Origin of the sequence: Bradyrhizobium sp. 956_D2_N1_4 (assembly GCF_052076025.1) — a bacterium.
Taxonomy (GTDB): Bacteria; Pseudomonadota; Alphaproteobacteria; order Rhizobiales; family Xanthobacteraceae; genus Bradyrhizobium; species Bradyrhizobium barranii.
Genome location: NZ_CP197237.1, coordinates 405,001 through 427,416 on the forward strand (window position 1 = coordinate 405,001; position 22,416 = coordinate 427,416).

15 protein-coding genes, 1 tRNA gene and 1 pseudogene (1 of these 17 only partly in view) are annotated in these 22,416 nt (G+C 60.6%); 9 read left to right on the forward strand and 8 right to left on the reverse strand.

The annotated features are described in order from the left end of the window. From AB7535_RS01995 to AB7535_RS02015, 5 genes and pseudogenes are all read right to left on the reverse strand, one after another. Window positions 1–963: the 5' portion of a S41 family peptidase gene (locus AB7535_RS01995; protein ID WP_085402192.1), read on the reverse strand. The gene continues 321 nt to the left of window position 1, outside the view; 963 of the gene's 1,284 nt are visible here — the first part of the coding sequence; the start codon lies at window positions 961–963; its stop codon lies beyond the left edge, outside the window. Between the two features lie 185 nt (window positions 964–1,148). Beyond that, window positions 1,149–2,318, reverse strand: a complete 1,170-nt coding sequence (locus AB7535_RS02000; protein WP_135215533.1) for a saccharopine dehydrogenase family protein — start codon at window positions 2,316–2,318, stop codon at window positions 1,149–1,151. Window positions 2,319–2,981: 663 nt separating this feature from the next. Then, window positions 2,982–3,536, reverse strand: coding sequence for a thioredoxin family protein (locus AB7535_RS02005; protein WP_085402190.1), 555 nt, complete (start codon window positions 3,534–3,536; stop codon window positions 2,982–2,984). Between the two features lie 297 nt (window positions 3,537–3,833). Continuing rightward, a pseudogene (locus tag AB7535_RS02010) lies at window positions 3,834–4,209 on the reverse strand (DUF1194 domain-containing protein); the annotation flags it as partial. A gap of 507 nt (window positions 4,210–4,716) precedes the next feature. Beyond that, window positions 4,717–4,884: a hypothetical protein gene (locus AB7535_RS02015; RefSeq protein ID WP_161495859.1), complete on the reverse strand. Its 168-nt coding sequence runs from the start codon at window positions 4,882–4,884 to the stop codon at window positions 4,717–4,719. A 163-nt stretch (window positions 4,885–5,047) separates the two neighbouring features. Between AB7535_RS02015 and AB7535_RS02020 the strand changes: the two genes are divergently transcribed. From AB7535_RS02020 to AB7535_RS02050, 7 genes are all read left to right on the forward strand, one after another. Continuing rightward, window positions 5,048–8,266 carry a DUF3237 family protein gene (locus AB7535_RS02020; protein ID WP_161495858.1) on the forward strand — a complete coding sequence of 1,073 codons (3,219 nt, stop codon included), beginning with the start codon at window positions 5,048–5,050 and terminating at the stop codon, window positions 8,264–8,266. A 929-nt stretch (window positions 8,267–9,195) separates the two neighbouring features. Next, window positions 9,196–9,813, forward strand: coding sequence for a DUF3237 domain-containing protein (locus tag AB7535_RS02025; protein ID WP_161495857.1), 618 nt, complete (start codon window positions 9,196–9,198; stop codon window positions 9,811–9,813). Between the two features lie 126 nt (window positions 9,814–9,939). After that, entirely contained in the window at window positions 9,940–10,848 is a 909-nt protein-coding gene (locus AB7535_RS02030; RefSeq protein ID WP_071917688.1) for an encapsulin, read from the forward strand. 121 nt (window positions 10,849–10,969) lie between these two features. Continuing rightward, window positions 10,970–11,551 carry a hypothetical protein gene (locus AB7535_RS02035; protein ID WP_085402187.1) on the forward strand — a complete coding sequence of 194 codons (582 nt, stop codon included), beginning with the start codon at window positions 10,970–10,972 and terminating at the stop codon, window positions 11,549–11,551. 358 nt (window positions 11,552–11,909) lie between these two features. Next, window positions 11,910–14,855, forward strand: a complete 2,946-nt coding sequence (locus AB7535_RS02040) for an FAD-dependent oxidoreductase (RefSeq protein WP_201266197.1) — start codon at window positions 11,910–11,912, stop codon at window positions 14,853–14,855. 188 nt (window positions 14,856–15,043) lie between these two features. Beyond that, the gene (locus AB7535_RS02045) at window positions 15,044–15,742 is read left to right on the forward strand and encodes a VOC family protein (protein ID WP_085402185.1); all 699 of its coding nucleotides are present in this window, start codon (window positions 15,044–15,046) and stop codon (window positions 15,740–15,742) included. 9 nt (window positions 15,743–15,751) lie between these two features. Further along, a complete protein-coding gene (locus tag AB7535_RS02050) occupies window positions 15,752–16,006 on the forward strand; it encodes a hypothetical protein (RefSeq protein WP_085402184.1) in 255 nt (84 codons plus the stop codon). On the opposite strand, the gene AB7535_RS02055 is transcribed toward AB7535_RS02050, so the two are convergent. Further along, complete coding sequence (locus tag AB7535_RS02055; protein ID WP_354079037.1) at window positions 15,996–19,379, reverse strand: adenylate/guanylate cyclase domain-containing protein; 3,384 nt, start codon at window positions 19,377–19,379, stop codon at window positions 15,996–15,998. The genes AB7535_RS02050 and AB7535_RS02055 overlap by 11 nt on opposite strands. Before the next feature lie 697 nt (window positions 19,380–20,076). Here AB7535_RS02055 and AB7535_RS02060 point away from each other — a divergent pair. Beyond that, entirely contained in the window at window positions 20,077–20,307 is a 231-nt protein-coding gene (locus AB7535_RS02060; protein ID WP_085402182.1) for a hypothetical protein, read from the forward strand. 70 nt (window positions 20,308–20,377) lie between these two features. Then, window positions 20,378–20,776 (forward strand): ester cyclase, encoded by a 399-nt coding sequence (locus AB7535_RS02065; RefSeq protein WP_085402181.1) that lies wholly within the window; start codon window positions 20,378–20,380, stop codon window positions 20,774–20,776. A gap of 220 nt (window positions 20,777–20,996) precedes the next feature. Here the strand turns inward: AB7535_RS02065 and AB7535_RS02070 are convergent. Next, window positions 20,997–21,072, reverse strand: a tRNA-Ile gene (locus tag AB7535_RS02070). A 346-nt stretch (window positions 21,073–21,418) separates the two neighbouring features. Continuing rightward, the gene (locus tag AB7535_RS02075) at window positions 21,419–22,396 is read right to left on the reverse strand and encodes a Bug family tripartite tricarboxylate transporter substrate binding protein (protein ID WP_085402202.1); all 978 of its coding nucleotides are present in this window, start codon (window positions 22,394–22,396) and stop codon (window positions 21,419–21,421) included. Between the last annotated feature and the right edge of the window lie 20 nt (window positions 22,397–22,416).

Consider the following 22,416-nt stretch of genomic DNA (forward strand, 5'->3'; position numbering starts at 1 on the left):
CTCGAGTTCGCTGGCGCCATTGCGATCAGTGACCTGTATCGTCGGCGCTCGCGTGTTGAACAAATCAAGATATCCGGGGATCGCGCCGCCCCAGCCATCGCGCAAGTCCCAGATCAGTGCGTCGGCGCCGTTCAGGGGACTCTGCGATAGAAGATGCTCGAGCGTCCGCTGATACACGGAGCCGGCGTAGCACCAGACATGAACATAGCCGATGCTTCGGCCGTTGGCCGGTATTATACGGGCGCTGGCCTTCAAGCCGTCCAAGAACATCTTGTTGGGCTCAATTTCGACCGGAGTAACCGATATTTGCATAAACGCGCCGGCACGACGCAGCCCCAGCACAACTTCCTTGCCGACCTTGCCACGGAATGACTGTACCGGCTCAAACGGTGCACCATCGGCGAAGACGATCGCATCGCCAGCGAGCAGGCCGGCTTGTTGGGCTGGCGTGCCTTCTATAACACCGGTGATCATGTTGCGACCCTGCGTGTCGAGACGCGAGAGGATGCCAATGCCGGGATAGGAGATACGGCCATTCGGAAAAACACGTTCCAGTCCGCGCCGCCTTAACGCACCAGCAAAGATATCAGAAAGCTGGTAGTACTCTGGTTCGTACGGTGTGTAGTAGCGGGTGTGCGAAGCATGCAGCTCAGAGAGCATGCTATTAATGACGCCGGCCAGCGCCTCTTCGGAACTCGCCCGCGTGGCGTCCGGCAAGTAACGTTCCCGGACGGCAGACCAATCGAGCCCGTCTAGGTGCGGATCGTAAAAACGATCTCGCACGGTCCGCCATACCTCCTCGAACGTGGCGATGCGTGCGGGCACGGCCTGGGATGTGGCCGAATCCGCTGCTTGTTGCTGCTCGGCCCACAACACCGTTGGAGTCAGAGCTGACGCCGCGGCCACTGACGTGAGCCGCAAAAAGTGGCGGCGCGACAGTCCTGAGTTGATTACCTTCTTCATCGTGCAACCTTGCGATGGAGCTCGTCGCTGTCTCGATAATCGGACATTCTCAGAGCCAGGGGGAATGTCTCAAACGGGCCGAAAGCGGCCATTGAACCGGATTTGAGGCCGCGCACGCCAATCCGCGCTTTTCGTTGGTTACGATCCACGTAGTCCAGCACGCCGCTGCAGTTCCGAGCGTTACCTCAACGCGCGTTGAAGGTGAGGCCGGCGCGCTCCCTTAGACGCTTGCGCAACGCCGGACCCATCAGCGCGCCCGGCGTCCAGGTGCCGCCCTCGCCCTGCACGTCGCGCACGAGGCAGAGAGCGCTCTCGGCGATCATCTTGCTGGTCGAGCCGTAGCCCGGATCGCGGTCGCCCGTGACGACCGCCTCGACCCGTCGGCCATCCGGCAGCTCGCCCAGGAGGAGGATGTCGTAGAAGCCCTTCGCGCGCTCTTCCCGAGTCGGGCCTGCACCGGGTTTGAGACCGCCGGTCCCGAGCAGGGAAAATATGGTGGCGAAGGTCTCCGTCGTCACGCGACCGATTTCCCCAAATCCGGGCGCGACCATCATCTCGTCGTAAACGAAGTCCGTGCCGTAGGGATGACCCAACAGGAAATTCGTGCGGTGTACGTTCTTGGTGTTGACCGGCGCCATGGGAAACGGCACGAGCCACACGTTCATGCTCGGGTCGTATTCGGGGATAAGGCCGGACGGCTGAGACGGCCCGGTGAACCCGGGTGTCAGCGCGAAGGGATCGGTCAGCAGCCGGATCAGGGCCGGGTCGCGCGCCGCGGCCGCCAACGTCGCCTGGGCGCTCGCTGCGGTGCCGCCCGACATGCCGCCTTTCACCTTGCGCAGGCGGGCTTTAACCCGCCGCGCCGGGCGTCCGAATTTCTCGCGCGCCTTCTCCTGCAACGTGAGCACGCCGAGATCGAACGGGATGGAATCGAAGCCGCAGGAGAAGACGATGCGCGCGCCGGTCCGTTTCGCCTCTTCGTGATGGGCGTCGATCATGCGCCGCATCCACGCCGGTTCGCCGCACAGATCGACATAGCCAGTGCCGGTGGCCGCGCAGGCCGCCACAAGCTCGGGGCCGTAAAGCTGATAAGGCCCGACCGTCGTGATAATCACGGCCGCACGCTCGCACATCGAACGCAGGCTGGCCGGCTCGGCGGCATCCGCCTTCACCAAAGTCAAATCGTCTGGTGCGCCGATGTCGGCACGCACTTTCTGGAGCTTGTCGGTCGAGCGTCCCGCGATCGCCCAGGACGGAGCATCGTCGCCGCGATAGGACGTCGTCAGATATTCGGCGACGAGACGGCCGGTGTAACCCGTCGCGCCATAGACGATGAGGTCGAAGTCCCGCTTCACGACGCTGGTCCTCCTCGAACCCGGGAGGGCGTTACCCCTTACTCGGACCGGTCTTCCGCCGGCAGGATCGCACCAGCTTGCCTAGCGCGCTCATTCGATCACCTCGTCGGCGCGGGCCGAGCAGGCGCCTAAGAGGTGGGGATGCCAGGCCATTTTGTGCTGTCCCGGAGCCCGGCGAGGACACGAGGACGCGCAGCAAGTGCCACTAGAGGGGGCAGCCGCTTTCGTTGAACCGTCCCATCGCATTTGACGGAGGATACCACAGTTCCTGTCTTGGGGTGCGCAACGACCGGTTGGAGTCAACACGCCATTTTGACCGCGGGCGAGCCACTTCCCGTCTTCCCCTCGACAAGCGGACAGTTTCCGGGCCGGTTGGCGTGCCCCAAACGGGCCAACACCGGAAGAACTCAGGGTGAGCAAATCTGGTCCAAGCGCTCGACAGGAGTCGATCGGTGTCGCAAAAGCGACGCAGCACTGACGGGTCGGATTGCAGGAGCCGAAGCCTCGTGTTGCCCCGGAAGCAGACCTGAAGGAGAAGGGGCGAACGCGACTCCGGCAGCAGCCGCAGGGTCCTCGTGATGCCGCTAGTCAAATCGCACATGTGCAGCAAATGCTGCCGTACGCGGCGGTCTCAGATACGAAACCTGTTGACAGGGATCGGCTTCATTCGTCCTTCCATTTGATCGAGCAGCCAATAGACGCCTTTTGGTCAGCCGGCGCAAGACCGGTGGTCGCAATCGCGCGCATGGCCTCGACAAGCTCTCGGGGCGCCCCCGCGCGAGGCGGAGTTGCACGCCCATCGTCGAGCCGGCCGCGATACTTGAGCTTGCGGTCGGCATTGTAACCGAAGAAGTCCGGCGTACAGACCGCCCCATACGCCCGAGCGACTGTCTGGGTCTCGTCGTGGAGATATGGAAACGGGAAATCATGAGCCTTCGCGAAACGCTTCATATTCTCAAATGAGTCTTCGGGATAGTTCGCCGCATCGTTCGAGCAAACCGCCGCAAAGCCTATGCTCCCCGACATCAGCACGCGGGCGTCCGAAACCATGCGGTCGATCACCGCTTTGACATAGGGACAATGGTTGCAGATGAAGACGACGACCGTGCCTTTTTCGCCGGCAACGTCGTCCAGTGCGTAAATCTTGCCGTCGGTGGCCGGAAGCTGGAACACGGGCGCCGGCGTATCAAGAACGACTTGGGTAGCTGCTGTCGCCATTTCGCACCTCCTTGTGCCCAAATATATGCTGACTACGGCCTGCTGGGGCACAGTTTCCAAAGCCTACTCGCCAGTCGCGTTGTTTTGGCCATATGTTAGCCATTTCCGGTCGCCCCTTAACAGCCGTCATTGGGACGAGCGCGGGATTTCGTCGGTGTAGGCCACGAACGGACGTTAGCAGCTCCAATGTCCCGACGCGTGGGGCTGCGACCATGATAAACTGCTGTCTAAAGTTTGTTCGCCCGGCGGCTCTGAATGATCGTCTCGACACTCACCTCCGGCCGCGCTCCTGCGATTTTTTTCGCCGATCAGACAGGGCACCCGGGGCTCTTTCTCGGCGGCTGGGACGATCCCGCTCTCTGGCGTGAGGCCCGCAACTTCGCGAACAAGCTTGGTCCGGATCGCTGCCTGGAATTTTTCGCGATCTTTGATCGTCATGATGAAGGCGCCCGGCCCTCCGATCACGCAGTCCTCGTAATAGAGATCGAGGTTCTCGATATCGGTCGCCGAGAGGGATGGCTCCTTCATCATGATCGGGAGGCCGTTGATGATGATGCCTTTCTCCAGGGCAGCGTCGCGCGCGCCGGTTACGGGGGGCTCCGTCGTTGTTCGACCCATCGCCGGAAATGTCGATGACGCGCCGCAACCCGCGATACGGATTCTCTTCGAACAGATCGCCGATTTCCGTCCCTCGCACCGTCCCATTCCCAGCCGGGCCAAAAACGAGCACATCGCTGCGACCCGTCTGATCGATCCACCTGACGATTGCGTAGCGAGCAAGCTCCAACGGCACGCGCACTCATTTATCATTGAACAAGGATGCCCCAGTCCCTCGCGGCGTTGAGTGGGCCGGGAATGTCGTCTGCCGCCCGATCTTGGGCGGACTGCACCATCAATATGGCCGGATGTGATTTACGGCAGGCACAACTTCCGAACCCTTCACGCGAAGAACTTCTCAAACGCAAAATGGCGGCTTTCCGGCCACCGTTCTTCGCTGGGCATCGAGCGGCAACAGCAACTTTTCGAGCACACCATTGGGGTCCCTGACCGATGCAATGACCCTCGATCGGCAGTTGTTCGATACTTCGCGCGCGGCCGCGACCTCATGTGCCGCTAATGCAAGCCACCGCCCGCGCGGACTTGCGGGCTAGGCTTTCTGTTGGCGCTGGCGGCGTGCTGTTTACACCTCCAGAAATTCCTCGCCGACGAAAGGGCCCACGCCGATCTGGCCGATCGCCTGGACATGTTTTGCCCTGCGAGACCAGGACATTCGACCTACCGCAGGCTTCGCGACGATCTCTTCGGGCATGTAGCGTTTTTGCCGTTTGTAGTCCTCCTTGAGGCCCAACACATACCTCAAGTCGGATCACTTCCAGGAGGTGGATAAGTGTGGCATTCGCAAGGACCAGCAGGATATTATAAATTCCGACATTCGCGCTCAGGAATAATGGTTCGAACGGACAAAGCGGCGCGGCTCCTGGCGCGGTTCATTCTATTCAAGGGAGACCAGCGTGGGCACAGCGATTCGTAGCAGCGGAATGATCCGCGAGGCCACTCGGCTCGCCGCAGCCGGCGAGCTCGGAAATTCGGATGTCATTCGACTCTTGCAGATTCCTCATAGCAAAGAGGACGTTCAAGAAGTCCTTCGCACCTTCGAGCAGCAACTGTCCCGAGAAGCGAAGAGCAAGTTGACTTTGGACGCGTTCGTGCCGCCACCGTCCGATGTCGATAATGAGCGGTACGAACCACTCTTCGACAAGTACATCATCACGGGCAAGACCTATACGACCGCCAGCGGCGCAGTCGTGCCGAATGAGCTTCAGTATTATAACGGTCAAATGGTGCACCTCTACGGCGAGTGCTCCAATGTACCTCTCGTGAATGCCGCATTGGCCGGCAGTGGCTACAGGCCGATAACCTTGAAGTACGCGGACGGCAGGCACGCGGCTGTCGCACAGCTCTGGTCGAATAAGTTCACCGACACCTCGATCCGGCCGTATGCCGCCATGTTCATAGTGGTTGCTGCCGTGGCGGACAACGCTCCCGAAAGCCAGGCGTCCCTGAAGGCGGCCTCCAACGGCGCATCGAGCGTGCTTGTGATGCTTGATGGATCGTTCGATCCCGCAACAGCGGTGTATGAGAACAAAGCGCGGATGTACATGTTCCGACTGCTCGATACGACCCAGGTTGCGATCGACGTCGGCCGCGAGCGCATGGGTACCGACAAGCGGCCCGGGACCATCGATATGGCGTGCATCGGTCGCCGGCTTCACTTGTCGATCAAAGACCAGCACAGACGTGGCGTCGTCCAGGGAGACCTGGCGCTTACCGGGGATCCGACGGCATACGAGTCAGTGGTAGCTCAGGCGGCCAAAACAGCCGGCGTCACGCTGCAGGCGCTTCCGCGCGGTGCCGAATGCGTCTACCCGGCGGTCGCGCGCATCGGGCAGGGGCCGGTCGTTTGCTGGCAGTGGCGAAGCGATGTCGCCCCTCGGCTGCAGCCGGTGATGCCAGGATCTTTGCACTTCGACCGGAGCTCGGAAGAAGGTCGGACCCTTCTCGCATGGGGCTTCACGCCCAAAGTGCTGGGTTTTTTTCCCAAGGTGAGGGGGGTGATCACCGGCCTGGCGGATCAGACCCCGCGTTGCGCCCGCGACAGTTCGGCTGCATGCGAGGGAATGGCAAACGCCGGCTCGCGCCTTCGTTGGGGGGCATCCGAAGAGGCCGCCTCTGCCCCATTCCGCTTGGCTTGGAATACGAGCTTCCTCGGATCATTGAAGGTGGTGCTCCGCAAAGAATTGGTCGGCCCAATGTCCGACGGCCTCCGGGTCAATTGGCACATCACGGAAGGGACCTTCGTTGGGCCGGGTCACGATGCCGTCGTGTTACCCGGCGCGGCGGACTGGATGCATATCCGCCCGGATGGAATTGCGATCGTCAACGTCCGGGCGTGTTTCGAGACGCGGGACCGCGTTCGCGTGTACGGCGCCTACGGCGGGGTCGCCGATTTTGGTCCCGACGGCTACGCTCGGGCGCTGCGCGGTGAGTATGACCAGCAAATCTCCGCCGTGGTCACACCGACATATGAGACTGCGGATCCGAGGCTCGAATGGCTCAACCGCGTCCAGTGCATCGGTGTGGGGAAGGTGGACATGAGCGCGCTTCGCGCGCAGTTCGACATGTACGTGGTGCGGGTGGGGGAGCGAGCACAAGAGGCGTCCAGCGCTGCAGCACAGTCACCGATACCGGAGCAGATCATCACCGCGGTTGAACGTTTTCGCGCCGCGATTCCTGCCAATTTCGATCCGATCTACGTCGAGAAAGTCGTCATACCGTTCTTCCTGACGAACGTTTACGAAGGGGAGCGGCCCCTGTTGCCAATGATTGACCTTAATTTCAGTAAGGAGAATGCACTCCCTCGTGATCGTTTTGGTCTCATCTATCGTGACTGGAAACCGACCCCTGAGGAGGGCGTGATGGTTTTCCTGCAAGGTCTCGAGAAGCGGGGTGAGAATAATCTTCGCAAGCGAATTTATTTTTCGGCGGTGACGCCCGATCTCTATAAGCCGATGTACCGCGCCAAAGTTACAGCTTTTTTTGACAAGCTCTTAGATCAGAAATTTGCTGACAGGCCATTCATGCAGCACTACCTCGACCACTATTTCGACCTCTATTGGGACCTTCACCTTGGACTTGTTGGCAGCGATATTCCCCGTGAGGTTCGTGAAATAGGAAAGGCGTTCAATACGGTCTTTGCCTATCGGGATCCGTTGCTGCCAGTTACCTACCAAAACTATATGAAGGTTCGTGAGCTTCAGGATTTTCTCAAATCGTGGATCGGCAAACGCATCAGCGATATCCAATCGGGCAAAATCAAAAATCCCGAGAGAACCATGGCCTGGCATTGGCTGAAGAATGCCCAGGACGGCGGTCATTTCAGCAAGAAGGACATGGTCATTGAGTGCCTCCACGATTTCGTCGCGCTAAGCCAATGGGGCAATGCGATTTTCCGGGTCATGTCGCTCCTGTCGGAAGACCGCGGCGACCAGGCCGTGCGAGCATCATTTCAGAAGACAATGGGCGGAAATTTCGACACTGCCGGAGGTGCGTCTTTCTCGCCACTTGAGCTATTCGTAATGGAATTGTTTCGCGTGATTTCGCCGAACGGTGGCAGCGTCTCCGCCATCCATGATGCGAGATCAAGCGTCCGCGGGGAGGCTCCGCAGCAAAAGCTCGACATGCCGTTTGAAAGGGACAGCTATGTATCCACACCGCATGCCAGCACCAGCCTGGATCCGGTTCACTGGACGGATCCGAATACGTTCGATCCGCAACGATATCTCCGCGTCCCGACCAGCGCGCAGATCAACGATGACAAATGTCGGCAGATCGGCCTGGCACGGTGTCCCTTTGACATCACCAGTTTCAAGATCAAGGACGGACGAAACGCCCGTATTACAAATAGCGGCTTCGGCACGTTATTTGTCGTTGCGGACGAACGAAGCTATCCGGTTTGTGACTATGCCGGCTTTGCTCCGTTCGGCTTTGGATACCGACGATGTGCGGGTGAACGACTGACAATTCTCGTATTTGAGGATTTTTTGCGAAAGGTCTGGCGCGACAAGATCGCGTTTCGGAAGCTTGATCTGGCGAATCCTGCTCGCGTACCAGTCGGACTGGACGCGGTGATCCAAGACGATATCGGGTTCTACAGATCCGCCTTGCGATAGGGTATCGCGCCGCTGGCAAGCGGTTTTTCGTCGCCCTAAGTGGGCTGGCGCCGGCGTGTTGAGATCCGCCAGTCGCCCAACTACCGGCAGCAGCCCCTGTCCTGTACACGCAATACAATGTAGTCTATTAGACAGAACCAGGATCCGAAGTCGGTCGAGCAAATGCAAGGCAAATGCTATGGATCGAAAAGCGCGGTCGAAGACTCGGGGCTCTCTCCTCCGGGGGCGTCGCCGCTGTCGCGTTTACCGGGACTTGCCGATGCGGCTGGCGTCCAGACCGGGGCGGCCCAAAAGCGCGGCCTTCTTCGACAACCTTTTGACGCGCTTCGATCAGCACGCCAAAGCGCTGCGCGCTTGGGAGACCCCTCGGTGCGGCAGGCGGCGGCTTGGACACCCCCCATGGTGACCAATCCCGGCGATCTCATTGCGCGCGCACTCGAAATCCTCGCCGAGGAAGACGAAGCATGGCGGGTGCGCCGGGGCCTCGATCTCACGCCGCGGAGCGTCCGATGAATTCCCCGTCGCGCGGATTCGTCAATAGACGGCCGTGCGTTTTCGCGGAAGCTGCGGCAAAGCCCTTACCTATTCCGGCGTGTGACCGGTTTCTTCCGGCGCCTTCTTTGACGCTGCAAACGGATGAAGCTCCAGCTACGGCAGCATGCATGCCTTCGATGCAGCGCGCTTGGGACGGCTCGGAGTTGCGATGGGGCGAGGCGGATACGCCCGTGCCCCCCGCGGTGATTTCTCCGGGAACCCCGGCATCTGTGACGGTAGCGGTCTCTCCAGTGCGGCCGGGTCACGCCGTCACGGTGGAGTACCGGGTGAACGGAGGCCCGGTCCGCCAGGCAATCGGGCAATCCGCGCCGCGCGTCCACGGTGCGAACGGTCGGCTATTCCGGGCGCTCCTGCCGGGCCAATCCGGCGGAACGGTGGAGTTTCTGCCGGTGCTTGGCTTTGCCGGCCAGCCGATCTCTCCGCGCCTACGGGAGTCCGCCGAATGTCCCCGGTATCAGGTGGGCTGCGGAGCGGCACCGGTCGAGACCGCTGCTCTACCTGCAGGCGAGCTCCGCTGGGACTGGGATACCACGTTCCTCTGGGCCGGCACGGTGGCCATCCGTACGGAGGTAATAGGCGTTGTGCCGGATGGACTGCGGATCAACTTGCACGTCACGGAAGGACGCTTCGTTGGGCCGCGCTTCGAGGGGATCGTCCGGCCCGGCGGGGTCAACTGGCTGCGCATCCGCAAGGATGGTGTTGGAATAGTCAACGTGACGGAGTGTCTGCAGACGCTGTCTGGCGCGCGGATCGACTGCTTGTATGATGGCATCCTTGACCTGGGTGCGGACGGCTACGCACGTGCCATCCGCGGAGATTTCGGTATACTGCCGCCGTTCGTTCTTGCTCCAACCTACGCGACCGCTGACAAAGAACTCGCTTGGCTCAACCGCGCCCAGTGTATTGGCGTTGGCAGAGTGGACATGAAGACGCTTCGCGCCTCGTACGACATATACGTCGTAACGGCGGGGGCAGCAAAACATGTAGACTGAAGACTCATTCGAAGCCGCACTCGTGGAGTGCGCGCCGACGGTGTTTTGAGCTCAAGATATTTGCGTTCGTGCGCAAGCACAAACGACATCTCGTTCCCGATGTATCTAATTAGGGGGGCCTCTGAGATGACAACCGATAATCCGCAAGTGCCTTGGACCGACGAGCAGTGGGCTCGCGTCAACAAAGCCGTTCAAGAGGAAGCTAGCCGCGCACGGATTGCGGCGACGTTCCTTCCGTTGCTTGGACCGCTGCCCGGGGATACCGACTTCGTGAGGAAGGAACTTATCTCGCCGAATGCGATAGCTATTCAGGACAGGGATGTCATCCAGTTGGCGACGTTACAGGTAAGGGTGACCGTGCGCGGTGCGCAGATGGCCGATCCGGAGATGACCAGCGTGCTGGCCTTATTTCGGCGCGCTGCCAACGTACTGGCTCGCCTTGAGGACGCCGTCGTCTTCAGGGGATTAGGGCAAGACGTAGCATACAACGCAGCATTCCCGGGACAGAATAGGGTTGCCCCCCCTATAGATGTCGGCCCTGCGTTCCCAAATAGGGTCTGGGAAATCACCGGCGGGCAGGTAAGCCCTGGACTTTGGAGAAACCTACCGGCGCAGCAGGTTGTTAGTATTCCATGGCTGCCGCCGCGCCTGGACCTGGTGGGCGCGATAGCCGGCGCCATTGGCCGCCTGGAAGAGCAGGGCCATTTCGGACCGTTCGCGGTGGTGCTTGACCAGAATCTGTTTCTTGTCGCTCAGACTCCAACGGCGCTTCTTGTATTGCCGCAAGATCGCATCCTCCCGTTTCTGGGCGGCGGTCCGCTGCTCCGCTCATCCACGCTTGACGTCGCTGTCGGCGTTGGGTCCGGCGTGGTAGTGGCACTTGGCGGCGAGCCAGTCGAGCTAGTCATCGCCACAGACGTATGTGTCCAGTTCCTGCAAGTCACAGCCGATCCAAATTTCGTCTTCCGTGTGTGCGAGAAGATGGCGCTCCGCATCAAGGAATCCGAAGCGATCATACCGCTGAGGGGACCGTAGCGATTGACATCCGGCGATCGCGGCGTGTGCGGACAAATGTCTCGGGGCTAAGGTGGCGGTCCATGGGTCATTGTCTCAGTGAACAAAGACGGGAATCTCGAAACCAATTGGAGAGATCTCAATGGATAAAGCTACGGAAAAGAACCTGGCGGACTTGCGCGAGCTGGTAGCGGCCCAGCAAATGAAGCTGGATGCGCTATGGGCCAAGGTGGAAGGTGCGCCTGAGGCAGGCAAAGAACTGGCTACCATTAAGGCGCGTATGGCAGAGCTGGACGTAAAAGAAAAAAAAGGCGTGGTAGCGCCAATCGAAATAGGCACTGAAGTTTTGAGATCTGTCCGTGCGATGACGGAGAAAGACGCCCTGCAGATAATTGTGCAAACCAAAAGAGTGAAGATCAATGTGGTCGATGAGATCACGCTAAAGGACGTGACACTGAAAAACCAAAAAATAACTGTGCAGGCGCCGACCGACCTCGGTGAAGGTCTATTGGTTGTCATTGACTTAATTAACGAACGCTGGGGGAAAATCATTACCCTCGCATATGATGTGAAAGCAAACGCGCAGGGACTCTATCTCGTACTGCGCGATGCCGCTTCGCAAAAAAAATTCCGTCAGCAAGAAGAAGAAAATTCCGTCAGCCAGAAGAGCAACTCCTACGAAGAAAGCGTTAAGGCCAAATCAGCAAACTCACCGACGGCGTAATCAAAAAATGTGCATCGGCGGTTTCCCGCGTGATGCCGTAACGAGATTTAGGCACGAAAATCGCAGCGAAGCGGCGCTTATGTGATAGTTGAACGCCGTAGTTCAGATCTGATCGCACAGCTACGCCCAATTCCTAATACGGATCGCTTCGAGCTTTTCTACTTGGTCAAATACAGATGGCCGCTGGCGTACGTTTGGCAACTTTGGGCAATGAAGCTCATGCTTGAAAGTGCTCGTGAGATCGTCGAAAATGATCCGATGTATCGCGTCCCGCGCGCTCGGTGACGCCTCCAAAGCTGGCTAAAAGTCGGACTAAGTGGTCATGGCTCGGTGAAGCATGCCTACTAAGGTTATCGTCTTGGGCGGCGGTGTCGCCGGCATGAGTGCCGCGCACGAGTTGGTCGAGCGCGGCTTTGATGTCGTGGTGCTCGAGAGCGGCGATATTGCGGGAGGCAAGGCCCGCAGCATTCCCGTCTTCCACGAGGGCGAGGACACCAGCGGACATCAGGTCGCCGATGGCGCTGGGAGTTCGATCCAGCATCGGGTGCCCGGCGAGCATGGGTTTCGATTCTTCCCAGGTTTCTACAAGCACGTAATCGAGACCATGCGCCGCATACCGTCGTTTGACGGGAGCAAGGTGGCGGATCACCTGGTGCCGACCACGCGACTGGAGTTCACGCAATACGACGAGCCCCCGTTCGTCGTACCGGCGGGCTTTCCGCTCTCGCCCCGCGATGCCGGCACCACGTTGCGGGACATCCTGCTGTTGTTCGAACACTCCACCGGCCTCACACCCGACGATCTGGCATTCTTCGGTGCGCGCGTCTGGCAGATACTCACGTCGTGCCCCCAGCGCCGGCTCGCAGAATACGAACGCACGAGCTGGTGGGAGTTCGTCGGCGCCGAGCAGCGGTCGGAGTCATACCAGAAGTTCCTCGCCACCGGCATAACGCGCTCGCTGGTGGCGTCCAAAGCGCGCAAGGCCAGTGCGCGCACTATCGGCGACATCTTTGTGCAGCTGGTGCTCACGATCCTGAATCCGATCGCGGGATCGACTGATCGCGTGCTCGATGGGCCGACGAATCTCGTCTGGATCGACCCGTGGCTTGCGTATCTCGAATCGAGAGGGGTGCGGTACGTCAAGAACGCACGGGTCGAGGAGATCCTTTACGAGAGCGGACGGATCACCGGCGTCGTCGCTCGCCAGCACGGCCAGCGCATCATGGTGCATGGCGACCACTACGTGGCGGCGCTCCCGCTCGAGGACATCGCCCCCCTGGTGAGCGACCGCCTGGCGGCAGCCGACCCGACGCTCGCCAACCTGCGCGCGCTGGCTCCGAACCTGGAGTGGATGAACGGCGTGCAGTTCTATCTGCACCGCGCGGTGCCGTCGGCGCACGGGCACGTGATTCACATCGACACCGAATGGGCGCTCACGAGCATCTCGCAGCTTCAGTTCTGGCGTGATGTGCCGTCTGAGCTGTTCCGAGACAGCGATGTGCACGGCATCCTCTCGGTCGATCTTTCTGATTGGACGGCGCCGGGATCGGACGGACGCCCAGCCATGCGGTGCTCGCGTGAAGAGGTGGTGCGCGAGACATGGAATCAACTCAAGCGCTCGCTCAATGATGCCGGTGATGAGGTGCTGCGCGATGAGGATTTGCATTCGTGGTTCCTCAGCGCAAACATTGAGAACGATCCCGCACGCCCGGGCTGGCTACGGAATTCCGAGCCGCTTCTGGTGAACCAAGTCGAAACCTGGGCCTTGCGTCCCGAGGCGACCACCGCCATTCCAAACCTTTTTCTGGCGTCGGACTACGTTCGCACGCATACCGACCTCGCGACGATGGAGGCAGCCAATGAGGCAGCTCGGCGCGCAGTGAATGGCCTGCTTGACGCCGTGAAATTCGACGGAAGCCGCTGTGAGCTGTGGCCGCTGCACGAACCTGAAATCCTCCTGCCATGGCGGCTGCGCGATGCTGCGCGATACCAGGCCGGCCTGCCGTGGGACGCTTCACTCGCGCAGGTAGCTGCCCACGCCTTACGCGGTGCGTCGCCGCTGCTGGAGCAGGCGAGCTCCCTGCTCGAGCAGGTATCGCCGTTCACCCATGCCGTCGCCGACACGCTCGACTCGCACAGTGCCGCCGCGGATGATGTCGGCGCGCTTGATGCGGTCGACCCGGCGACGATGGCGCGCCGCTTGGTTGATGTGCCCACCCTGCAGGATGCGTTGATCAAGGTCGCGGATACTGTGCCATTGGCCGGCGAGATCGTAGGCCCGGCCGGCTTTCTGGACCGCCTGGTGTGGTATCGCGACATGCTGGCCGATATGCTCACAGAAGGTGTACCGACGTGGGAACCGCAGCGCCACCTGTATGGGCTCGTGACGGATTTCATGGGCCGGTCAGGCAAGGGCCTTCGTCCTGCCCTCTGCATCGCGACCGCGAGAGCGCTGGGCGGCCGCGCGGAGGATGCGTTTCCTGCCGCCGCCGGCCTGGAAATGCTGCACAATGCATTTCTCGTGCACGACGATATTGAAGACGGTAGCGACTGGCGGCGTGGCGTTGCGACAATGCATCGCCGCGCCGGGATTCCAATTGCCGTGAACACCGGCGATTCCATGAACGCACTCGCTATGCGCCTTTTCCGCAAGACCGGCGAGCGGCTCGGCCCGGTGACGGCGCTGCGCATCTTCGACGAAGTCGATCACATGGTCGTCGAGACCTTGGAGGGGCAGGCCAACGAACTAGGATGGGTACGAGACAATGATCTCACAGTTACGACAGACGATTATCTGCGGCTCGTGCTCAAGAAAACGGCCTGGTACAGCTTCATTCACCCCATGCGGATTGGTGCACTCGTTGCCAACGGCGAGGACCAGAATCTCGGTCGATTTGATCGGTTTGGCTATCTGCTTGGACTGGCTTTCCAGATCACCGACGATGTTCTTAACCTGGTTGGCGACATTGGGCGTTACGGCAAGGAGATCGACGGAGATCTCTGGGAAGGCAAACGGACGCTTCTGCTCGCGCACGCCCTGGGTCGGGCGAATCCCACTGACCGTGCGTGGATTAGCACCTTTCTGGCGCGGCCCCGCGAGCGACGTTTGCCGCGCGAAGTGCTGAGGCTACATCAGATCATCGCGGACGGCGGGAGCATCCCATGGGCGCAGCGAGCGGCAGCCGAATTTGCAGAGGCTGCAGCGCGCGAATTCCACAACTCGGCGTTCGCCGGTGTGCCTGCAGGTCCAGACCTCGAATGGCTGCGCACTTGCATAAACTTCCTGACCCAGCGCGACGCGTAATCGGGTTCAGGTTGGAATGAATGGGGGCATCGTAACCCGATTGCTCTTAGATCCCTTGATTGAGTCCCGCCAGGAAAGCTGCATCTGCGCGCGACCGCGGCACAGCCGTCCTACTGCAATTTTCCAGGGTTATAGTAGGTTGTCGCGGAACGTCTGCGCGACAACGTTCGGCAGCACCGGAGAATCGTATGGAGCGCCTCAGCAAGCCAATCGATGCGGACATCCCGTTGCTTGAGAAAAGCGCTGATCAGCTCGGCTATGTGGTGCCCGATCTTGAGCAAGCCATCAAGGGCTGGATAGACCAGGGTATCGGGCCCTGGCTCACGATTGGTCCGGTGGTGGTCACTGATAACAAGTATCTGGAGAGGCCCTCACGCCCGCTGATCATGTTCGGATTCTGCCAGGTCGGCGGGGTGCAGCTGGAGCTTATTCAGCCGCTCGACAATGAGCCGTCAAGCTGGCGCGCCTTTCTTGCGGCCGGAAGGAGCGGTCTTCAGCACTGCGGTTTTTGCGTCGAGCCGCACGATTACCAGCGGTCCGTCGCGCAGACCAAGGCGTGTGGCGCGACGATCCAGCAGATGATGTCTTTTTCGGGCGCCCGCTTCACCTATTTTTCCCTGCCTGCTCGCGCCGGTCCTCTGATGGAACGAATTCGTCTTGGAGAGGTGGCGCCTGAAAAAGCAAATGCAGTGCGCAATTCCATCGCGGGGGGTTGCGAGATCGTAGAACTGATCGAGCTCCAGCCCCGTATCCGCGAGATGTTCGCAAAAGTTACGCAAGCAGCGGCCACTTGGGACGGCAAGGCCAGGCCCGTTCGTCACCTGATAGGGCCTGTCGCAAAGGCAGCAATCGGTTCGCACTTGCTCCGAACTATGCGATTCCGGTGATGTATTTTCGTGGCGGCGCGACGCACGGTATGTGGCGGCATACTCGCCTTTGACGGCGGCGCATTGGCCTTGATCGCGATCCGCTGCACCGGCATCACGCCGAACGAGCGCGGCCGGTTTGCGAGGCTTGGCGGCCAAGCTCGATCCGCCGACATCGCGCGGCGATCCTTTGAAATCGATGGTTGCGGTCATGGCGGCATCGATGCGCGCGCCTGTTCGAGCGATCAATTGCGCGACGTTTCGCTGCTCTCGCTCATGCCTTGAGCTGCTCCAGCAGCGATTTGGCCTCCTTCAAGTCCAGCGTGTCGAAACCCTCGGTGAACCAACCATAGACCGGGGCGAGAATATCGTGGGCCTGCTGTCGTTTGCCCTGATCGTACCACAGCCGCGCCATGCTCACAGCCGCACGCAGTTCCCAGGACTTTGCCTGCTGCTGACGAGCGACCGCCAGCGCATGTTCGAAATATTCTTCCGCTTTCGTTGCGTTTGGGTTGGGCGACGATAGCTCGATTTCGCCTGCCATGCGCTTGATCTCGGCCTCAAACCAACTTTCCTTGGTTGTTTCTACCTGGGTCATCGCTTCGCGAATGCAGTCCCGTGCATCATCGAAGTGGTCGAGTTCAGCATGAGCGCCCGCCAGATACGACAAGCAGAATGGCACTAGCGCTGTTGCCGCCGTTGACCGACGTGCGATGATACCCGAGTCGATCACATGGACCGCGTCTGAGGCCTTCCCAGTGAGGGCCAAGACGCAACCTTGGACCACCATTCCGAGCGACCCCCAAAACAATGAACCTCTCTCGTCTGCCAGGGGGACAAGTTCATTAGCTTCGGCGCTTGCTGCCGCATAGTTTCCGCAGCAGATATGCGTAAAGGATGTATGGAACAGGGCATACATCAAAGTGGCTGCTTGGCCGATCTCGCGCGCTTCCTTGAGCGCCTGTTCAGCGTCTCTGCCTGCAGCCTCCGGGAAGCCAAGAAGCCATAGAGCCCAGGACCGATAGGATAGGGCTGCGACCCTAATGTCCTGGCCAAATCGAGCCGCCAGCGTACGATGCTCGGCGGGTTCGTAGATCGCGATCGCCTGATCGTAATGTGCCAGACTTTCTGCAAGGACGCCCGTACACGTCAGAGACGTAGCCATAATACGATGCCCAAGCATGAGCGGAACCATTGTTCCCTGCTTCTCGGCAAGCGCCAAGCACTCTGTCGCAAGGTCGAGGAGAGCGTCGCTTTTGAACTTTATATAGTTCGTGACCCAGAACCCATAGAGGACTGAAAACAGGAGCAACGGGTCTTCAGGGGGCTCTCCGAGTGACTCCGCTTGCTCGATGAAGGCGCGGGCTCGATCGAGAGATGCGATAGTCTCAGGGGCCGCGTGGCCCTTGGTGTTCATCAAGGCATTCACAAGCGCGACCTCCAGTTTGATCTGGTCGCCACGCAGCGCTGGTGTGCCCGGCAGCGTCGCAATCTGTGAAAGAGCGCGGATTAGCTGAACCGTCGCCTCTACTAGCGCTGAACGCGCTAGCGACCGCTGTCCCGCCTTGCCCCATAAGGCCGCCGCCCTCTCGATCAGCCCGGCCTCAGTGCAGTGATGTGCTAGCCGTTCCGGCTGGCTCTCGGCTGTTTCGGCGAATTGGCTTTCAATTGCTTCGGCAATGCGTGCATGGAGCGCGCGGCGGGGCTGGCGCAGCAACGTGCTATAGGACGCGTCCCGCACCAAAGCATGCTTGAATAGGTAAGTTGCATTCGGCGGCGAGCCTAACCTGAAAAGCAAACCAGCCTTTATGAGACGGTTCAGCACTGATCCCAGTTCCGCCGCTGGCACGCGCACCACCGCCGCCAGGAGAGCATGCGAAAACTCCCGGCCGATCGCCGCGCCAATCTGTGCCACTTCTTTGGCGGGGCCGAGCCGGTCGAGCCGCGACATCAATGAGGCGTGCAAACTTGCGGGGACTGCCCAGGCCGGGGACGGAATGACGGCAATCGTGCGTTCGACTGCGCCGTGGCCCTCCGCCTCCAGCACTGCCTTCGTCATCTCCTCCACGAACAGGGGGACGCCATCGGTACGTTCGATGATGTCCTGCCTGATGCCCGCCGGCAGCAGCTTGCTGCCGACTACGCCGTCGATCATGGCGCCGACTTGGTGTTTCGTCAGCCGATTGATCGTCATGGCGGTCACGTGCTGCCGCCCGATCCAGGGCGGATCGAATTCCGGGCGGAATATCACAATCATTAGCGCGCGAAGGGTCTCAATCCTGGCCACGATCCGGCCGAAAGCTTCTAGGCTCGTAGGATCGGTCCAATGCGCATCCTCGAAGATTATCAAGACTGGGCTTTGCCGTGTAAGCGCTTCTAATTGTGAGATGAGCGCTTCGAATGTTCGCTGCCTGTGCTGCTGCGGGGTCAATTTGAGGGCGGGATAGCGTCCATCATTCGGAAGCGACAGCATCTCGGCAAAGAGCGAAGCGTCCCCGATCGAGGTCGAGGTCTGAGCGAGCAGGGTATCAAGCTTGTCGAGCCTCGCGTGCAGTGTATCGTCGTGCGCCAGCCCGGCGGCACGTTCCATCTGCCCGATGATCGGATATAGCGCGCTGTCGGTGTGCTGCGGCGAGCAGACATAGCGCAAACGCGTATGCGGCTCTCCGGTGAGTCGTTCCAGAAGCGCGGCAGTGAGACGCGACTTGCCGATCCCAGCCTCACCGGCGATCAGGACCGCCTGGCCTTCACCTGTCTTTGCCCTGGCCCAACGCTGTAGAAGCAATTCGAGTTCTTCCTCCCGCCCGACGAGGGCAGTCAGGCCAGTCGCGTGTAGCGCCTCGAAGCGGCTCTCCACGGAGCTCGCCCGCAACGCCACCCAGGCCCGCGTTGGCGCGGCGATGCCCTTGAGGTCCTGCGGCCGGAGGTCTTGTAGCTCGAAGAGGTTTCCGAGCAGCCTTCGGGTGCCTTCGGCGATGACAACCGTGCTCGGCTCAGCGATCCCCTGCAGACGAGACGCCAGGTTCGGCGTCTCGCCCACCACCCCGCGTTCCTGGGCCTCGCCGGCACCAACGAGATCGCCAACCACGACCAAGCCTGTCGCGACCCCGATACGCACCCGGAGCGGCTCCTGGATACCCAGATTGCCGATCGCCTCGATGATCGCCAGTCCTGCGCGGACGGCACGCTCGGCATCATCCTCATGAGCGTGGGGATAGCCGAAATAGATGAGCACCCCATCGCCCATGTACCTGGCCACGAAGCCGTCGAACCGGGCGACCGTCTCCGCGACGCACTTATGATAAGCGCCGATTACCGAACGCAGATCCTCTGGGTCGAGCGTGGTCGAGAGCGCGGTCGAGCCAACGAGGTCGGTGAACATCACCGTCAGTTGGCGACGCTCGGCGTCGTCTCGCCGAGTTGGCTCGATATCCACGAGTGCAGAAGGTGCCGTTACGGCAGCCGAGACGTTGCTGAGATCGCGGATCGCATGCAGCATTTTCAACCGGTGGCCGAGCGAAACGCCAAGGTCTTTGAGATGTTGGTCGGTCAAGTCGGGGAGAACGGCCATATCAATGTCGTTCTCGGCGAACCTCTGCGCATACTCGGACATGCCGAGCTTTTTGAGCCAGTCCGCAATTTGTTGCACCGCGGTCACCGTGATCCGTGCGTCGCCTATCTAAGTGTTGGCCCGACGACTACAGAAAGAGATTACACAAGAAAGACCGCGAAAGCACGTCCTCACGGGCGCGGAATCGCGATACCAATCGAGCCCTGAATGCCCGCCCTGTGCGCTAGCGATTGGTATAGAGGACCAACAAATCAATGCATGACGTACCGACGCTCGACATGGAGCAGGCCCGGGCGCTATTCCGACAGTTTGCCGAATCCGTGCCCGCGCGGACCTCGGACCAGCGAATTGCTGATCGATGCGCTGGCGAAGATCGCCTGCCCGGGCCCCCCGGCAAAATTGATTTGCCGCTCGGGGCACCGGACCGTTCTCTGGAAGTCGACGACCTTGCTTCACGCAGTCGATGCAGATGAACACCGCATCGATCCAACCGCATCGATCCAAGAGCGCAGCTGCGTCCGCCCACACCCGCCGCAGTAGCAAACATGTTGCCCGCTAGACTAGGCAAATCCGCCGAGGCGCTTGGCGATGCGGTGCGGATGGCAAGTGATTTTGCTCAGCGCGTCGACATTGTCGAGCGCTGGGTCGGGTCGATGCTCGAAAGCGGCACGCAGGACTGCGCGATCGGCCTCTCGTCCCGGATGATGGTCGCCGCCGGCGGCCGCGCGCGGATCAAGGACTGTGTTGCAAAATCCGGCCTTAGCCAGTCAATTCCAGCGCCGGTTTGCGACGCAAGTCGGAATGGCACCAAAGCTGTTCGCACGCACCATCCGGGTTCGACCGGGCGCTGGCGTCTCGTCGCAATACCCCGAGCCGTTCGTGGAAGGATATCATCCACGAACTCGGTTATTTCGACCAGGCCGATTTCATCCGCGAACGCCACGCCTTTGCCGGTCTGCCGCCTGGCGGCTTCGTCGGCGAGTGGGACAACATCTTTTTTCCGGCGGATGACTGAAATTTACAAGCGCACTTCTGGGTCCTCGCGCTAGGTCTGTCGTCAATCGAGCTGCGGGAGAGCGGTTGTCATGTTGACGAATCTGGCGCGCTTCAATGCCATCATAGAGCGCGGCTTTTCCCAAGGCGACCTCACGGACGCGGACGAAATCTGCGCCGAGAACCTCGTCGAGCGCGAGTATCTGTCGCCCACCGATATTCCCGGTCCGCAAATCCTGAAGGCGCAAATCGAGGATGCGAGGCGTAGCATCAGGGATCTGACACTTGCGGTCGAAGCGGTCGTGGAGGCTGGCGATACTGTGTGGGCACGCAGCAAGGCAACGGGCGTCGATCCACGCTCGGGCAAGCCAGTCGCCATTGATGTCATGGACATCTGCCGCTTTGCCGACGGCAAGCTCGTTGAGCGCTGGGGGGTGCCGGACCGGTTTGCGCTTCTTCATCAGGTTGGAGCGCTGCCGCCACGCAAATAGGTCGAATGGGCCCATTTGAGTCGAAAAAAAATCCCGTAACCAATGGCCTCCTTTCAGGCGCCCCTCCGAACTAATCGATCCGCGATTCCTTGGAAATCAGCCAAATCAACTCGCGATTCAATGGAATCCCGCGAGATCGCACCACAATTCTTTGGAATTCGACTCGTGAATCGTTGGAATCGAATCGGACCCAATTTGGCGCGACAGTGGTTGATTTGCTTGGTGGGCCCGGCAGGACTCGAACCTGCAACCAGACCGTTATGAGCGGCCGGCTCTAACCATTGAGCTACAGGCCCCGCCGCGAGACGGCCGCGGAAACGCGCGGCCGGCAACGGTGCGCGGTTCGTTTACAGGGATGGAGGCGGGGGTGCAATGCTGGCTCTGGCGTAAGGGAACGCCGAAGCAGTACCGCGTGTAATTTTTGAATAACCGAAACTGGCGATGATGCACTCATACGCCTGTTTTGCCCGACGAGTCAAATGGCCCTCGCGAGGAGCCATTTTTCATCGTGCGTAACCCCTTGTAATCGCTGGCCTGTTCTACGGTGCATGGGGTTGTTTTCGCAGTTATTGTGTTGAGGGAGACCCTTGGGTCCCCCGAACGTCTTGCCAGCGGGCGGACGAAGCCGGCCGCGAGGTCTGCCTAGTCCACCGAAACCCCGGCGAACTCCACCACCTTCTTCCACTTCTCGGTCTCATCCGCGACCAGCTTGCCGAACTCGGCGGGCGTCATTGGCTTCGGGATGCCGCCATTCTCGGTCAGCCGCGCGATGACCTTCGGGTCCTTCAGGGCTTCGCCGACGGCCTTGTTGAGGATCTCGATCACCTCGGGCGGCGTGCCCTTCGGCGCGGAGATGCCGTAGAAGCCGACCGATTCGAAGCCCGGCACGGTCTCGGCGATCGCCGGCACGTCGGGCACGGTTGGCCAGCGCTGCGGCGAGGTGACGCCGATGGCGCGGACAGTGCCACCGCGCGACTGCTCGAGCGCGGAGGGAAGGTTGTCGAAGATCAGCTGCACCTTGTTGGAGATGATGTCGGGGAAGGCGATGGCCGAGCCGCGATAGGGCACGTGCACCATGTCGCACTTGGTCATCACCTTGAAGAGCTCCGCCGACATGTGCACCGAGGTGCCGTTGCCGGACGAGGCAAAGGAGATCTTGCCGGGATTGGCCTTGCAGTAGTCGATGAACTCCTGAACCGTCTTCACCGGCATCGCATTGGAGACGACCAGCATGTTGGTGAGCTGCATGATGCTCGCGACCGGCACGGTGTCGCGCAGGAAGTCGTAAGGCAGCTTCTTGTAGAGCGAGGTCGAGATCGCGTTGTTGGGTGCGACAAACAAGAGCGTATAGCCGTCGGGCGCTGCGTTGATCGCGGCGGCGGCCGCGATGTTGCCGCCGGAGCCGGCGCGGTTCTCGACGATGAATTGCTGGCCGAGGCGATCCGAGAGCGCCTGCGCCATGATCCGCGCCACGATGTCGACCGGGCCACCGGCGGCGAAGCCGATCATCCAGTGCACGGGGCGGTCGGGGTAGCCGGCGGCGGAGGCGGGAGGGGAGGCGTTGAGAAGAGTTGAAAGGAACAGCAGCCCAAAAACAGTGTTACGCAAAATTCGCAACATGACGTCTCCCATTGTTCTAT

Excerpts from the sequence above, each read along its gene's own strand:
- AB7535_RS02065 (WP_085402181.1), top strand. The coding sequence starts at position 20,378 with ATGTTGACGAATCTGGCGCGCTTCAATGCCATCATAGAGCGCGGCTTT.
- AB7535_RS02005 (WP_085402190.1), bottom strand. The coding sequence starts at position 3,536 with ATGGCGACAGCAGCTACCCAAGTCGTTCTTGATACGCCGGCGCCCGTG.
- AB7535_RS02045 (WP_085402185.1), top strand. The coding sequence starts at position 15,044 with ATGGAGCGCCTCAGCAAGCCAATCGATGCGGACATCCCGTTGCTTGAG.
- AB7535_RS02075 (WP_085402202.1), bottom strand. The coding sequence starts at position 22,396 with ATGTTGCGAATTTTGCGTAACACTGTTTTTGGGCTGCTGTTCCTTTCA.
- AB7535_RS02030 (WP_071917688.1), top strand. The coding sequence starts at position 9,940 with ATGACAACCGATAATCCGCAAGTGCCTTGGACCGACGAGCAGTGGGCT.
- AB7535_RS02035 (WP_085402187.1), top strand. The coding sequence starts at position 10,970 with ATGGATAAAGCTACGGAAAAGAACCTGGCGGACTTGCGCGAGCTGGTA.